This window comes from Gordonia metallireducens (genome assembly GCF_021245825.1).
Lineage (GTDB): Bacteria > Actinomycetota > Actinomycetes > Mycobacteriales > Mycobacteriaceae > Gordonia > Gordonia namibiensis.
In genome coordinates this window covers 71,103-85,082 of record NZ_JAJQJP010000002.1, presented here as the reverse complement: position 1 = coordinate 85,082, position 13,980 = coordinate 71,103, and the positions used below count along the sequence as shown (strand labels likewise).

13 protein-coding genes are annotated in these 13,980 nt (G+C 68.7%); 2 read left to right on the top strand and 11 right to left on the bottom strand.

The genetic code is table 11. The features are described 5' to 3' along the window. Positions 1–10 precede the first annotated feature (10 nt). Positions 11–412: a PPOX class F420-dependent oxidoreductase gene (locus tag LQD00_RS00510; protein WP_232715166.1), complete on the top strand. Its 402-nt coding sequence runs from the start codon at positions 11–13 to the stop codon at positions 410–412. Between the two features lie 695 nt (positions 413–1,107). Here the strand turns inward: LQD00_RS00510 and LQD00_RS00505 are convergent. Next, the gene (locus LQD00_RS00505; RefSeq protein ID WP_232715165.1) at positions 1,108–2,250 is read right to left on the bottom strand and encodes a M24 family metallopeptidase; all 1,143 of its coding nucleotides are present in this window, start codon (positions 2,248–2,250) and stop codon (positions 1,108–1,110) included. Positions 2,251–2,334: 84 nt separating this feature from the next. On the opposite strand from LQD00_RS00505, the gene LQD00_RS00500 reads away from it, so the two are divergent. Continuing rightward, positions 2,335–3,291 (top strand): 5'-3' exonuclease, encoded by a 957-nt coding sequence (locus tag LQD00_RS00500; RefSeq protein ID WP_006864729.1) that lies wholly within the window; start codon positions 2,335–2,337, stop codon positions 3,289–3,291. Here the strand turns inward: LQD00_RS00500 and LQD00_RS00495 are convergent, their stop codons facing one another. The 10 genes from LQD00_RS00495 to LQD00_RS00450 form a co-directional block, all read right to left on the bottom strand. Beyond that, positions 3,292–4,200: a DUF4333 domain-containing protein gene (locus LQD00_RS00495; protein ID WP_232715164.1), complete on the bottom strand. Its 909-nt coding sequence runs from the start codon at positions 4,198–4,200 to the stop codon at positions 3,292–3,294. 180 nt (positions 4,201–4,380) lie between these two features. Next, positions 4,381–7,209 carry a DEAD/DEAH box helicase gene (locus tag LQD00_RS00490; protein ID WP_232715163.1) on the bottom strand — a complete coding sequence of 943 codons (2,829 nt, stop codon included), beginning with the start codon at positions 7,207–7,209 and terminating at the stop codon, positions 4,381–4,383. Further along, positions 7,206–8,180, bottom strand: a complete 975-nt coding sequence (tatC, locus tag LQD00_RS00485; protein WP_232715162.1) for a twin-arginine translocase subunit TatC — start codon at positions 8,178–8,180, stop codon at positions 7,206–7,208. The genes LQD00_RS00490 and tatC overlap by 4 nt, the downstream gene beginning before the upstream one ends. A 20-nt stretch (positions 8,181–8,200) precedes the next feature. Continuing rightward, positions 8,201–8,464, bottom strand: coding sequence for a Sec-independent protein translocase subunit TatA (tatA, locus tag LQD00_RS00480; protein ID WP_232715161.1), 264 nt, complete (start codon positions 8,462–8,464; stop codon positions 8,201–8,203). Positions 8,465–8,538: 74 nt separating this feature from the next. Further along, positions 8,539–9,507 (bottom strand): helix-turn-helix transcriptional regulator, encoded by a 969-nt coding sequence (locus LQD00_RS00475; RefSeq protein WP_232715160.1) that lies wholly within the window; start codon positions 9,505–9,507, stop codon positions 8,539–8,541. After that, positions 9,507–10,499 carry a helix-turn-helix transcriptional regulator gene (locus LQD00_RS00470; RefSeq protein ID WP_232715159.1) on the bottom strand — a complete coding sequence of 331 codons (993 nt, stop codon included), beginning with the start codon at positions 10,497–10,499 and terminating at the stop codon, positions 9,507–9,509. The genes LQD00_RS00475 and LQD00_RS00470 overlap by 1 nt, the downstream gene beginning before the upstream one ends. Before the next feature lie 45 nt (positions 10,500–10,544). Next, the gene (gene pafA, locus LQD00_RS00465) at positions 10,545–11,903 is read right to left on the bottom strand and encodes a Pup--protein ligase (protein ID WP_005200010.1); all 1,359 of its coding nucleotides are present in this window, start codon (positions 11,901–11,903) and stop codon (positions 10,545–10,547) included. A 72-nt stretch (positions 11,904–11,975) separates the two neighbouring features. Next, the gene (gene prcA, locus LQD00_RS00460) at positions 11,976–12,779 is read right to left on the bottom strand and encodes a proteasome subunit alpha (RefSeq protein ID WP_232715158.1); all 804 of its coding nucleotides are present in this window, start codon (positions 12,777–12,779) and stop codon (positions 11,976–11,978) included. Beyond that, positions 12,776–13,672: a proteasome subunit beta gene (gene prcB / locus LQD00_RS00455; protein WP_232715157.1), complete on the bottom strand. Its 897-nt coding sequence runs from the start codon at positions 13,670–13,672 to the stop codon at positions 12,776–12,778. Before prcB ends, prcA begins: the two co-directional genes overlap by 4 nt. Next, positions 13,669–13,860 carry a ubiquitin-like protein Pup gene (locus LQD00_RS00450; RefSeq protein WP_004019064.1) on the bottom strand — a complete coding sequence of 64 codons (192 nt, stop codon included), beginning with the start codon at positions 13,858–13,860 and terminating at the stop codon, positions 13,669–13,671. Before LQD00_RS00450 ends, prcB begins: the two co-directional genes overlap by 4 nt. Between the last annotated feature and the right edge of the window lie 120 nt (positions 13,861–13,980).

Sequence of the window (13,980 nt, the reverse complement as noted above, 5' to 3'; positions counted from 1 at the left end):
CGTGGCTGTCATGCCACGCACCGCTGCCGACATCGGCCCCGCCGCCGTCGAGTTCCTGACCGAACGCCACCTCGGCACACTCACGACGCTGCGCGCCGACGGGACACCGCATTCGGTCGCGGTCGGATTCACCTGGGACCCCGACGCCGGGCTCGCGCGGGTGATCACGTTCGACGGCAGCCAGAAGGTGCGCAACGTCGAACGCGGTGGCTATGCGGCGGTGACGAACGTCGAGGGTCCGCGCTGGCTGACCCTGGAGGGCCCGGCGCGCATCAGCCGCGAACCGGACCGCGTCCGCGAGGCCGAACAGCGCTACGCGCAGCGGTACCGGCAGCCCAAGCCCAACCCCCGACGCGTGGTGATCGAGATCAGCGTGTCGCGGGTGCTCGGGTCGGCGTCGCTGTTCGGTTAGACCGCTGTCCGGGTGACCTCGATACGCGGCACCCTCGCTCCGCTCGGTCGTCGCTACTCGGCCAGCGAAGAACACGCGTCGCTGTTCGGTAAGACCGCTGTCCGGGTGACCTCGATACGCGGCACCCTCGCTCCGCTCGGTCGTCGCTACTCGGCCAGCGAAGAACACGCGTCGCTGTTCGGTAAGACCGCTGTCCGGGTGACCTCGATACGCGGCGTCCTCGCTCCGCTCGGTCGTCGCTACTCGGCCAGCGAAGAACACGCGTCGCTGTTCGGTAAGACCGCTGTTCGGGTGACCTCGATACGCGGCACCCTCGCTCCGCTCGGTCGTCGCTACTCGGCCAGCGAAGAACACGCGTCGCTGTTCGGTAAGACCGCTGTCCGGGTGACCTCGATACGCGGCACCCTCGCTCCGCTCGGTCGTCGCTACTCGGCCAGCGAAGAACACGCGTCGCTGTTCGGTAAGACCGCTGTCCGGGTGACCTCGATACGCGGCACCCTCGCTCCGCTCGGTCGTCGCTACTCGGCCAGCGAAGAACACGCGTCGCTGTTCGGTAAGACCGCTGTCCGGGTGACCTCGATACGCGGCGCCCTCGCTCCGCTCGGTCGTCGCTACTCGGCCAGCGGAGGTCAGGCGTCGCTCCTCGGCCAGCAGAGGTCAGGCGTCGCTGTTCGGATAGACCGCTGTCCGGGTGACTACAGCTGCACGAGCTCGTGCGGGCGGTTGTTGAACGATTCGCAACCCTCCTCGGTGACCACGACAATGTCCTCGATGCGGGCACCCCAGCGGCCGGAGAAGTACACCCCCGGCTCCACGCTGAAGGCCATGCCGGGGCGCAGGGTGATGTCGTTGCCGTTCACGATGTAGGGCTCCTCGTGGACCGAGAGGCCGATGCCGTGTCCGGTGCGGTGGATGAACTCATCGGCGAGGCCACGCTCACGGAGAAGGTCGCGGGCGGCCGCGTCGATCGAGGCGGCGGTGACTCCGGGACGTACCGCGGCGACCGCAGCCCGCTGCGCTTCGTGCAGGGCGGCGTACGCGTCGGCGACGTCGGCTGCCGGCGGTTCGAAACAGTAGGTGCGGGTCGAGTCGGAGTTGTAGCCGGGTTCGACCGGCCCGCCGATGTCGATGACCACGATGTCGGACCGTTCGATGACCCGGTCGGAGAACTCGTGATGCGGATCGGCGCCGTTGGGTCCGGAACCGACGATGATGAACGCCGCCTCGGTGTGTCCTTCCTCGAGGATCGCCGCCGCGATGTCGTCGGAGACCTCGCGCTCGGTGCGTCCGGGTTTGAGCCACTCACCCATCCGGGCATGCACGCGGTCGATGGCCGCGCCGGCTCGACGCAGGGCCTCGATCTCCGCCTCGTCCTTGATCATCCGGAGTTCGCGCAGGACCGCGGTGGCGAGCTGCGGTGTGGCGCCGGTGTGCCGGGCCAGCGGGATCACGTGCAGGGCGGGCATCGAATCCGACACCGCGATGGTCGGATTCGACGGCAGACCGGCGAGTGCGAGACCGTGCGCGTCGTCGCCGTCGACCCAGTCGGCCACCTCGATGCCGAGATCGCCGACGGCTGAGGCCGACAACGACGGCACCTCGAGGCGCGCGATGACCAGTTTCGGGTCCCCCGCGGCGGGGATCACGAGTGCGGTGAGGCGTTCGAAGGTGTCGGCTCGTGAGCCGACGAGGTAGCGGAGGTCCGGGCCGGGCGCCACCACCAGCGCGTCGAGGCCGGCGTCGCGGGTGAGTTCCGCGGCGCGGCGCATGCGTTCGCGGTACACCTCGGGATCGAACAGCGGTGCCGCCGAGCCGGCGGTCGTCGATGTCGCAGCCATGGTCGAAGACTACCGCCGGGTGTGCGGGTCGTGGTGACGCGGCGACACCGTCAATGCGAGAGTGTGTGGGTGACGGATTCGTTGATGCTGCTCGACGGTGCGAGCCTGTGGTTCCGGTCGTTCTACGCCCTGCCCGAGAAGATGACCAGCCCCGACGGGCGACCGGTCAACGCGGTCCGGGGATTCATCGACACGATCGCGAATCTCGTGACGCGCGAACACCCGACGCGCCTCGTCGTCTGCCTCGACCTCGACTGGCGTCCCGAGTTCCGCACCGCCCTCATCCCGACCTACAAGGCGCACCGCGTCGCGGTCGAGGACGGTGCGACCGACGCCACGGGCACGGAGACCATCGATGTCGAAGAGGTTCCGGACACGCTGACGCCGCAGGTCGACATGATCATGAATGTCCTTGCCGCCGCGGGGATCGCGACCTCGGGTGCGGTCGGCTGCGAGGCCGACGACGTCATCGGGACGCTCGCCTGGGAGGAGGCGAAGGACCCCGTCATCGTCGTCAGCGGTGACCGCGACCTGCTGCAGGTGGTGTCCGACGATCCAGTTCCGGTGCGGGTGCTCTACGTCGGGCGCGGATTGGCGAAGGCCGAGATGATGGGGCCGGTCGAGGTCGGCGAGAAGTACGGCGTACCCGCCGATCGCGCCGGGATCGGCTACGCGGAGATGTCGATGCTGCGCGGCGACCCGTCGGACGGTCTTCCCGGCGTGCAGGGCATCGGTGAGAAGACCGCGGCGAAACTGATCAGCGAATACGGCAGCCTGGACGCGCTCGAGGAGGCTGCCCGGGACTCGTCGTCGAAGGTCCCGACTCGGGCTCGCAAGGCGCTACTCGCTGCCGCTGACTATCTGGAGGCCGCACGCACCGTTGTCTCGGTGCGCACCGACGCGGAGACCATCGACAGCGGGCCGGATCTGCTCCCGTCGGAACCGGCCGACCCCGAGGCGCTGGCCGCGCTCGTCGAGGAGCTGGGCATCGGGGCGTCGGTGAGCCGGTTGTCGAAGGCGCTGGGCTGGCCAAAGGCCTGATCAGCTGGGACGCGAGACCTCGTAGCGACCCTCGTCGTCGATGAAGGTGACGGTGACCTGCTGGTCCTGTCCGCCGACGGTCACCGAGCAGGTGAACGACGACCCCTCCTTGACGCGCTGACCGGACGGGCATTTCACGTTGCTGACGTCGCTGGCCTGGTAGTCCTCGGTGAGGATCTTCTGCACGCCGTCCTGGGCCGCCTGCTGGTCGAGGTTCTTCGGTGCCCAGCCGGGTGCTACGAAGGCGGTGATGAGGACGATCGCGGCGATCACGATCAGCGCACCGCCCCCGGCGAACAGCAGGGTTCGGAGCGTCTTGTTCGATTTGGGCGTCGCCATGCCGCTGAACTGGTCGGGTCCGCCGAACTGGTTCTGGCCGTAGGCGCCCGGCGCCTGCTGCGGCTGGCCGTAGGGCTGCTGACCGTACTGACCCGGGGCCCCGTACTGGGCAGCACCGTATTGACCGGCCCCGTATTGTCCGCCCCCGTACTGTCCGGGGTCGGGCCGACCGTAGGGCTGCGAGGGTCCGCCGTAGTTGGGCGCGCCCTGGTCCGGGGCACCGTAGGCCGGCTGGCCACCGGGTTGTCCGTACTGGCCGGGCTGCACCCCCGGGTACCCGACCTGGGTCGGCTGATTCTGGGGCGGCTGACCCCCTGATGCCTGCGCTCCGGGCGCGTATCCGGGAGTCTGATACGGGTTCTGCTGGTACGGATTCGCCGGATAGGGAGCCTGCTGGTTCGGGTCCTGCGGCGGCTGCTGGCCGTATCCCGGATTCGGCGCCATCGTCGTGGGGTCGGCCTGCGGACCGCCCTGCTGGGAACCGCCCGTGTTCACGATCTCGGTCTTGTCGCCGGCGCCCGGCTGGGCCTGCTGGGGTTGGGACGGATTCGGGTTGTTCGGGTCGGTCATGAGTCCCCTCCCACTCGGCTCCCACCTCGGCGAGGTGTCGGCGAACTGTGACGTCACGCGACAGTGCCGGGGCATTCCTCCCCGACACCGAATGCGGGATGAACGTTACCTCAGGCACCCACGACTATCAGGCAACCGAGCACAGGGTGGCCGGGAGCGTCGTCTGGTGAACCGACGGGCTCAACCGAGCTCGGCGGCAACCACTCCCCGGCGGATCGCCTTGACCGCGGAACGTGCGGTGCCGCCCAGCCGGGTGTCGGTGCCGACGCACAGCCGGACCTGCTCCAGGAGGTCGATGACCTGGCGGTTCCAGCGGACGAAGTCGCCCGGCGAGAGCAGCTGCCCGCGTTCACCCGCGAGGAGCAGCGCCTCGCTGAGCGATCGGCCCGACGCCCACGTCGCCACGGCGACCGAGAAACCGGTGTCCGGCTCGCGAGTGGGACTCACCCGGTGGCGGGACTCGACCGCGGTGACCTTCGACCAGATGTCGACGGTCGCGGCCATCGCCGTGCGCAGCGAGGTGCTCCCGGGCAGCGCGTCGACCCCGCCGTAGCTGTCACGGCGGCTCTCGTAGACGAGTGCGGCGACGACGGCGGCCAGGTCGGCGGGCGACAGGTCGTCCCACACGCCCGCGCGGATGCATTCGGTCACCACGAGGTCGCTCTCGCTGTAGATGCGAGCGAGCAGCTTTCCTGATTCGGTCACCCGCATGGTGTGGCCGGTCGATTCGGAGGCCTCGCGGACGCGTTCGACGTAGCCGAGTTCGCTGAGGACACCGACGATGTGGTCGAAGGTGACACCGAGCGTCGAGGTCCGCTCGCCGATGCTGCGTTCGGCGGTGACGATGTCGCGCAGGAGGCGGTTGCGCTTCTCGGCGAGCCGGAACAGTTCGTCGCCGTTCGGGATCTGGTGTGCGGGATGGGCACGCAGCGTGCGTCGCATCGCGGCCAGTTCGGAATCGTCGGCGGCGTCGGCCCGTTTCTTGGATCGGCCGCGGGGCATCTCGATCCCGGTGGAGCGCAACGCCGATGCGAGATCACGACGGCCGCGTCCGGTGCGGCGGTCGGCGTTCTTCGGCAACCGCATGTTGCCGAGGACCTCGGGCGGGTTGACGAAGTCGCGCAGTCCGATCCGGCCGCACCAGGCGTCCTCGGTGACCACCAGCGGTTTGGGATCCGCTGCCTGGGTGGCAGGTTCGACGATCACCGCGAGACCGCGATGGCGTCCGACCGGCACCCCGATGACGTGGCCGCGTTTGAGCGCGGCGAGGTCGGCGACGATCGCGTCCTCGGTGTTGATCCGTTTGCGGTACTTGAGGTCTCGTTCGCGGCGCCGGATGTCCTCACGGAGCGTGACGTAACCGAGAAACCCTGCGTACGCCTCCGCGTCACCCACGGCCGGTTCCCCGGTGGCGTCGACTCCCCCGGGCTCCAGACCCCGGGCCTCGGCGGCGCGAGCGAGCTCGCCGTCGAGCTTGCGCAGCGCCCGCTGCGATTCATGGAGCTTGCGGGCCAGTCCGACCACCGAGCGGTCGGCCTGGAACTGTGCGAACGACCGGTGAAGGAGCTCGCGGGCCCCGTCGAGACCGAGCCGGCCGAGCAGGTTGACCGCCATGTTGTACTCCGGCGAGAACGAACTGCGCAGCGGGAACGTGCGGGCACCCGCGAGGCCGGCGACCTCCTCGGGGACCACCTCGGGGGTCCACACCACGACGGCATGGCCCTCGACGTCGATCCCGCGGCGTCCGGCGCGGCCGGTCAGCTGGGTGAACTCGCCGGGGGTGAGGTCGACGTGCGACTCGCCGTTGTACTTCACGAGACGCTCGAGGACCACCGACCGGGCAGGCATGTTGATCCCGAGAGCCAGTGTCTCCGTGGCGAACACCATACGGACGAGACCGCGGACGAAGAGTTCTTCGACGGCGTGCCGGAAGGTCGGGAGCATTCCGGCGTGATGCGACGCCAGCCCACGACGAAGACCTTCGCGCCATTCCTGCACGCCCAGGACGTCGGCGTCAGTGGGTGAGAGTTCGGTGAGTCGCCGGTCGACGACGGCGTCGACCTCGGCGGCCTCCTCGGGTGTCAGCAGCGCGATACCCGACCGCAGACACTGTGCCAGGGCGGCGTCGCATCCGGCCCGGGAGAAGATGAACCCGATCGCGGGTAGCAACCCCTCTCGGTCGAGGCGTCCGACGAGGTTGGGGCGCGAGAGCAGTGGACCCCGACCGTCGCGGCGTCGTGGTTGTCCCCCGCCACCCCGGCGGCCTCGGCCCCGGGACGACTCGCGCTCGTCCTCGGCGAGCAGGATGCGGTGACGGATGTGCCGTTTGAGTTCGGGATTGACCCGCGGTCGTGACCCCTTGCGGTCGGCGGGATCGCGATCGGCCGGATCGAAGAGGTCGAACATGCGCTGGCCGACCAGCATGTGCTGGGACAGCGGGACCGGCCGGTGTTCGTCGACGATGACGGAGGTGTCGCCGCGGACGGTCTGGATCCAGTCGCCGAACTCCTCGGCGTTGCTGACGGTCGCGGACAGGCTCACCACACGCACGGACGGTTCGAGGTGCAGGATCACCTCCTCCCACACCGCACCGCGGAAGCGGTCGGCGAGGAAGTGCACCTCGTCCATCACCACATGCGACAGTCCGTCGAGCGCGCGGGATTCGGCGTAGATCATGTTGCGCACGACCTCGGTCGTCATCACGACGATCGGCGCATCCGGGTTGATGGAGCTGTCACCGGTGAGCAGACCGACGGACTCGTGACCGTGGACGGCGACGAGGTCGGCGTACTTCTGGTTGCTCAGCGCCTTGATCGGGGTCGTGTAGAAGCACTTCGTCCCGCCCGCGAGAGCGAGGTGCACCGCGAACTCGCCGACGATCGTCTTGCCCGCGCCGGTCGGTGCGCAGACCAGCACGCCGTGACCGGCTTCGAGTGCCTCGCAGGCACGACGCTGGAACGGGTCGAGTCCGAAGTCCAGCCGCGAGGTGAACGCGTCGAGTTGACTCACAGGACGTCGTCGAATGTCTCGCGTGCCCGCGTCGAGGTCCGGGTGGCGTTCGGGCTGCCCGCAGCCGAGGTCGCGACCGGCGACGGCGCCGAGACCGGGCGGGTCGGCGGCAGCGGGCTGGCCTCGTCGTCGGAGAGTCCGGCCCAGCTCGGCGCCCGCTTGCCCCGACGCTTGTCGACGATGCGGGCGAACTGGATGGAGAACTCCAGGAGGACCGTCAGTGCGACCGCGAGGGCCAGCATGGTGAACGGATCCTGGCCCGGGGTGACGATGGCGGCGAAGACGAAGACCGCGAAGATCAGGCCGCGGCGCCACTTCTTGAGGCGGTCGTAGGTCAGCACGCCGACCAGGTTGAGCGCGATGATCAACAGCGGCAGCTCGAAACTGACACCGAAGATGACCAGCACGTTGATCATGAAGCCGAAGTACTGATCGCCGGCGAGCGCGGTCACCTGGACCTCGTTGCCGACGGTCAACAGGAAGTCGAAGGCCTTCGCGACGACCAGGTACGCCAGAACGGCGCCGGCGACGAAGAGCGTGGTCGCGACCGTGACGAAGGCGATGCCGTAGCGGCGTTCGTTCTGGTGGAGGCCGGGAGTGATGAACTGCCAGGTCTGATAGATCCACACCGGGCAGGCCAGGACCACACCGGCGGTGAGCGCGACCTTGAGTCGCAGCATGAACTGGTCGAACGGGCCGGTCGCCAGCAGACGGCAGGAGTCGTCGGCGGTCAGCGTGGCACGGCTCGAGGCCGGCAGGTCGCAGTACGGCCCGCGCAACATGTCGCCGAGCGACGAGACGCCCAGGAAGCCGTGGCTGTACCAGATGAAGCCGAGAATCGTGGTGGCCACGATCGCCAGCAGCGAGATGACCATGCGCGTGCGCAGCTCATAGAGGTGCTCGACCAACGACATCGTGCCGTCGGGATTGAGTTTGCGCTTGCGGTATCGGGGGTCGAAGGGGATGCGCACTCGGATTCTCCGACGCGCCCCTAAGCCGATTTCTTGGCGTCGGCGTTCGACGACGTGCCCGGCTGGGTGTTGTCAGCCGACGGGAGTTCCCGCTGCGGTGCGTCGGGCGATGCCGGTGCGGCATCGGCCGGCTTGTCGTCCTTCTGCATCTCCTTGACCTCGCTCTTGAAGATGCGCAGCGACTGTCCGAGACCTCGGGCGGCGTCCGGCAGCTTCTTCGAGCCGAAAAGGATCAGCAGCACGACGGCGACAATCGCCCAGTGCCACCACGAAGTGAAGCCCATGAGATCACCCTTCAGATCGGATCCAGACCGTGGTCAATGCTACCCGAGTTGTCGGCGGGCGGTGGACCGCCGGGTCAGCGGTAGCGCTCGCGTGCACTCGCCGCCGATTCGACCACCGCTGTCGCGACCTTCTCATCGTCGACGACGCGGACCGAGCCGCCGAAGCCCAGCAGGAACCGGGTCAGCCACTCGGGTGAGCCGTAAACCATGCGGGCGCGCACCGGTTCGTCCGGATCGCGGTCGTCGATCGAGGTGGTCGGTTCCACCGGGTAGTAGTCGAGGATCCACAGGTGATCCGGGTCGATCTCGAGTTCGACCGCGGGTAGATCCGGGTTCTCGGGGACCAGCACCGACTGCGACGACGACTCGGCCTCGGCGGGCGGGTTGCTCGGTTCGTCGAGTGCGACGGCGGTGTCGATGCGGTCGAAGCGGAACAGTCGCACGCCCTCGGCCATGCGACACCAGGCCTCGAGGTAGGTGTGCTGGTCCATCACCTGCAGGCGGATGGGGTCGACGACCCGGTCGGTGACGCTGTCCCGGCTCGCCGAGTAGTAGCTCAACTGGAGTGCACGTCCCCGGCGGACGGCTTCGCGGACGGTGGTGAAGGTCGGGTTCTCCCCCGGCGTCGTGTCGGTCTCGGCGCCGGAGGACAGGCCCGGTACGGCAGTCGCCCCGACCGCCTCCTCGATCTTGGCGATCGCCCGCCGCGCGGCGGTCACGTCGACCACACCGGGCGTCTCCACGAGGGCGCGCAGTGCCACGAGCAGGGTGCTGGCCTCGACGGTCGTGAGCCGCAGCGGGCGGTCCATCCCCGCGGTGAAGCCAACGCTGACAAAGCCCTCGCTGAACTCGAGTTCGATCAGGTCGTCGGGGTAATAACCCGGGAGCCCGCAGACGAACAGCAGCTCGAGATCCTTGGTGAGCTGCGACTGGGACACGCCGAGCTCGCGCGCGGCCTGCTCGATCGAGATGCCGCGGCGGGCCTGGAAATACGGGACCATCGCCAGCAGTCGATTGAGACGCGACGGTTGTGCACCGGCCATCAGGCACTCACCCCTGCCAGCCGGTCGAGGCCGGCGATCACGAGCTCGCGCAGCTCCGGCGGATCGAGGACGACGGCGTCCCGGCCCACGCCCAACACCATGCGCGCCACCGCGGACAGCGAGTGGATGTCGAGGGTCAACACGTCGCCCGCCTCACCGTCGAGGTCACCCGGTTCGGAGGCCGTCGCGGCCCGGCGGAGTCCGGCGGCCCGACCCGCAGCCACCCAGATGCGCGCGGTGCGACCGTCGGTGCCCGCCGCGGAATCGACCGCCGCGGACACGATCTGCTGGAGATCGGTGCCGGCGGGCACGTCGACGGCGTCGGCGGGCCCGACCGGGGTCACCGACGAGATGCGCGACAGACGGAAGGTACGCGTGGCGGCTCGGTCGAGGTCGTGTCCGACGACGTACCAGCGGCCACGATGGGACACCACTCCCCAGGGCTCGACCCGGCGGACGGCCGGGGTCGCCGTCGCCGACGACCGATGGGTGAACTCGACGGCACGCTTGACCTGGATCGCGTTGAGGAGTCCGGCGATGACCTGCTCGGAACCCATCGACCGCGTCGAACCGCCCGCGGTGATGCCGAGGTCGTCCTCGGAGCGGACGTCGAGGCCCGCGGCGCGGAGTTTGAGGATCGCGGTCTGCGACAGCGTGGAGACCTCCGGGGTGTCCCAGAGCGCGGCGGCCATCGCGATCGCGGCGGCCTCGTCGGAGTCCAGGGAGATGTCGGGCAGCTCGTAGGTGTCGCGGTCGATGCGGTATCCCTCGGCGCCCGCCGCCATCGACGATCGCCCGGTGACCAGCGGGATGCCGAGGTCGCGCAGTTCGTTCTTGTCGCGCTCGAACATCCGGTTGAACGCCTCGTCGGACTTGTCGCCGTCCTGATAACCGGCGACGTTGCGTCGGATGTAGTCGGCGGTGACGTACTGCTTCGTCCACAGCAGACAGATCACCAGATTGAGCAGTCGCTCGACTTTGGGAGTGGCCACTGCGTCAGGTTAGATCCTCGCCGATCGGGCGGTGCGGAGGCTCGCTCACATGGATGCGATCAGCCGGTCGACCCGCTCGTCGACACTGCGGAACGGGTCCTTGCACAACACGGTGCGTTGGGCCTGGTCGTTCAGCTTGAGGTGGACCCAGTCGACGGTGAAGTCCCGTCCGGCCTTCTGCGCCGCCGAGATGAAGTCACCCCGGAGCTTGGCGCGGGTGGTCTGCGGCGGCTCGTTGACGGCGGTCTTGATGGCCTCGTCGGTGGTCGCGCGGGCCACGAGACCCTTGCGCATCAGGACGTCGAACACACCGCGGCCGCGCTTGATGTCGTGGAAGGCGAGGTCGAGCTGCGCGATCTTCGGGTCCGACAGCTCCATCGAGTACTTGTCCTGGTAGCGCTGGAACAGCTTGCGCTTGATGACCCAGTCGATCTCGGTGTCGACCTTCGCGAAGTCGTCGGCCTCGACCGCGTCGAGCATGCGGCCCCACAGGTCGACGACCATGTCCATCTCCGGATCGGGACGACGGTTGGTGAGGTGCTCGACCGCGCGTGCGTGGTACTCGCGCTGGATGTCGAGGGCACTGGCCTGGCGTCCGCCGGCGAGACGCACGGGGCGTCGGCCGGTGGGATCGTGGCTGACCTCGCGGATGGCGCGGATCGGGTTGTCCAGGGCGAAATCCCGGAATGCCACGCCGGCCTCGATCATCTCGAGCACCAGGGCCGCCGAGCCGACCTTCAGCAGGGTCGTCATCTCGGACATGTTCGAGTCGCCCACGATGACGTGCAGGCGCCGGTACTTCTCGGCGTCGGCGTGCGGCTCGTCGCGGGTGTTGATGATCGGACGCGAGCGGGTGGTGGCGGACGAGACGCCCTCCCAGATGTGCTCGGCCCGCTGCGACAGGCAGAAGGTGGCCGCCTTCGGGGTCTGCAGCACCTTGCCGGCACCGCAGATCAGCTGCCGGGTCACCAGGAACGGCAGGAGGACGTCGGAGATGCGGGAGAACTCCCCCGCGCGCACGACGAGGTAGTTCTCGTGGCAGCCGTAGGAGTTGCCTGCGGAGTCGGTGTTGTTCTTGAACAGGTAGATGTCGCCGCCGATGCCCTCGTCGGCGAGACGCTGCTCGGCGTCGACGAGCAGGTCCTCGAGGACGAGTTCGCCGGCGCGGTCGTGGTTGATCAGCTGGATGAGGCTGTCGCACTCGGCGGTCGCGTACTCGGGATGCGACCCGACGTCGAGATAGAGCCGTGCACCGTTCTGCAGGAAGACGTTCGAGGAGCGGCCCCACGACACGACGCGGCGGAACAGATACCGCGCCACCTCGTCAGGGCTCAGCCGCCGATGGCCGTGGAAGGTGCACGTGACACCGAATTCGGTCTCGATGCCCATGATTCGTCGCTGCACTTGACCAACCCTACTCGCGGGACCCGCGGTCGACCGGGCAGAAGCGCCCGGTCGACCGCGCGTCGTCGCGTTCTAATTCGATCCGTCGGAAGTCGTCCCGCCGGAGGTGGTGCCGTCCGCCCCGGTGTCCGGCGCCGACGCGTCGGCGGCGGGGGTCTCGGCGGTCGGCAGGAGCTCCTCGACCGCGGCCGAGGTCAGGCGCTTGAACGCCCGACGCGGCCGGTTGCGGTCGAGAATCGCGACCTCGAGGTCGCCGGCGGTCAGCTCCCGCGGCGACGCCGGGGCGCCGTTGCCGGAGTCGGCCGGGGTGACGAGCGCCGTGACCGCGACCCCGATCGCCTGGGCGAGCTCCATGTCGGGCGCGTAGCTCTCCCTGAGAGCCGCCGCGATGGGCTCGGTCGCGCCGCCCATCACCAGGAACCGGGTCTCGTCGGTGATCGAGCCGTCGTAGGAGATCCGGTACAGCTGAGACGGTTTCGGCTTGCCCGCACGGGCGACCTCGGCCACACACAGCTCCACCTCGAACGGCTTGGCCTGCTCGGTGAAGACGCTGCCCAGGGCGTTGGCGTAGGTGTTGGCAAGCGACAGACCGGACACGTCGGCGCGGTCGTAGCTGTAGCCGCGCATGTCGGCGAGCTGGATGCCCGCCTTGCGCAGACTCTCGAACTCGTTGTACTTGCCCACCGCGGCGAAACCGATGCGGTCGTAGATCTCGCTGGTCTTGCGGAGGGTGTTCGACGGGTTCTCCGCGACGAACAGCACACCGTCGGCGTAGGTCAGGATGACCACCGAACGACCGCGTGCGATGCCCTTGCGTGCAAGCTCCGAGCGATCGCGCATGATCTGCTCGGCACTGGCGTAATACGGGAAGGTCATCGGGCACCTCCCTCGTGCTCGGCGGTACGGCGTTCGACGACGGCCCGCGCCGCATCCTCGATCTCGGTCGCGTCCACCTCCCGAGCACCCTCTGCGTCGACGACCGCGGCCATCGGGAAGATCTTGCGGACCAGGTCGGGTCCGCCGGTGGCGGAGTCGTCGTCGGCGGCGTCGTAGAGGGACTCCACCGCGATGACGAGCGCCTCACCGGCGGTCAGATCGGAGCGGTAGAGCTTCTTCAGCGACGACTTCGCGAACACCGAACCCGAACCGATGGCCGTGTACCCGCCGAACTCCTCGTGACGGTCACCCGCGACGTCGAAGCTGAAGATCCGGCCGCGCTCGGTCGGGTCGTCGTGGTCGATGTCGTAACCGACGAGCAACGGGATCGCGGCGAGACCCTGGAGGGCCGCGCCGAGGTTGCCCCGGACCATGCTCGCGAGCCGGCTGACCTTGCCGTCGAGAGTGAGCGGGATGCCCTCGATCTTCTCGTAGTGCTCGAGTTCGACGGCGAAGAGCCGCACCATCTCGATCGCGATACCCGCGGTGCCGGCGATGCCGGCCGCCGAGTACTCGTCGGTGATGTAGACCTTCTTGACGTCTCGCGTCGCGATCAGGTTGCCCATGGTGGCACGACGATCCCCGGCGAGGATCACGCCACCCGGGTACGACACGGCGACGATCGTCGTGCCGTGCGGGATGTCTCCGGCGCCGTCTGCGCCACCGGCGAAAGACCCCACGCGATCAACCTGAGCCTGCGGAAGCTGCTCGGGCGCGTGCATCCGCAGGAATTCGGTGAACGACGAGATGTCCGCGCCGAAAGAGGATCTGGGGCCGAGAGCGGAACCCGTACGAGATTGTGAGAAGGGCAGTGATCCGAACCTGTCGCTCACTGGCCGCCCTTCTGCACGTAAGCACGCACGAAGTCCTCGGCGTTCTCCTCGAGCACGTCATCGATCTCGTCGAGCAGGTCGTCGGTGTCCTCGGCCAGCTTCTCGCGACGTTCCTGTCCGGCACCGGAATCGGGGCCAACGCCCTCATCGTCGCCGCCGCCACCACGCTTGGTCTGTTCCTGCGCCATCTGCTGCCTCCTTGAAACCGATCGCCCCTTGGCGGGCTACCCGCGACCGACCACCATCGGGTCTTGCGACCCCTGGGATCTCACCGGCTTCCGCCGGGCGCTGATCCCTGGTGAATCGGC

Bases quoted from the DNA above. Each gene is read 5' to 3' on its own strand.
- LQD00_RS00510 (WP_232715166.1), top strand. From the start codon at position 11: ATGCCACGCACCGCTGCCGACATCGGCCCCGCCGCCGTCGAGTTCCTG.
- LQD00_RS00505 (WP_232715165.1), bottom strand. From the start codon at position 2,250: ATGGCTGCGACATCGACGACCGCCGGCTCGGCGGCACCGCTGTTCGAT.
- LQD00_RS00500 (WP_006864729.1), top strand. From the start codon at position 2,335: ATGCTGCTCGACGGTGCGAGCCTGTGGTTCCGGTCGTTCTACGCCCTG.
- LQD00_RS00495 (WP_232715164.1), bottom strand. From the start codon at position 4,200: ATGACCGACCCGAACAACCCGAATCCGTCCCAACCCCAGCAGGCCCAG.
- tatA (WP_232715161.1), bottom strand. From the start codon at position 8,464: ATGGGCTTCACTTCGTGGTGGCACTGGGCGATTGTCGCCGTCGTGCTG.
- LQD00_RS00475 (WP_232715160.1), bottom strand. From the start codon at position 9,507: ATGGCCGGTGCACAACCGTCGCGTCTCAATCGACTGCTGGCGATGGTC.
- prcA (WP_232715158.1), bottom strand. From the start codon at position 12,779: ATGACCTTCCCGTATTACGCCAGTGCCGAGCAGATCATGCGCGATCGC.
- LQD00_RS00450 (WP_004019064.1), bottom strand. From the start codon at position 13,860: ATGGCGCAGGAACAGACCAAGCGTGGTGGCGGCGGCGACGATGAGGGC.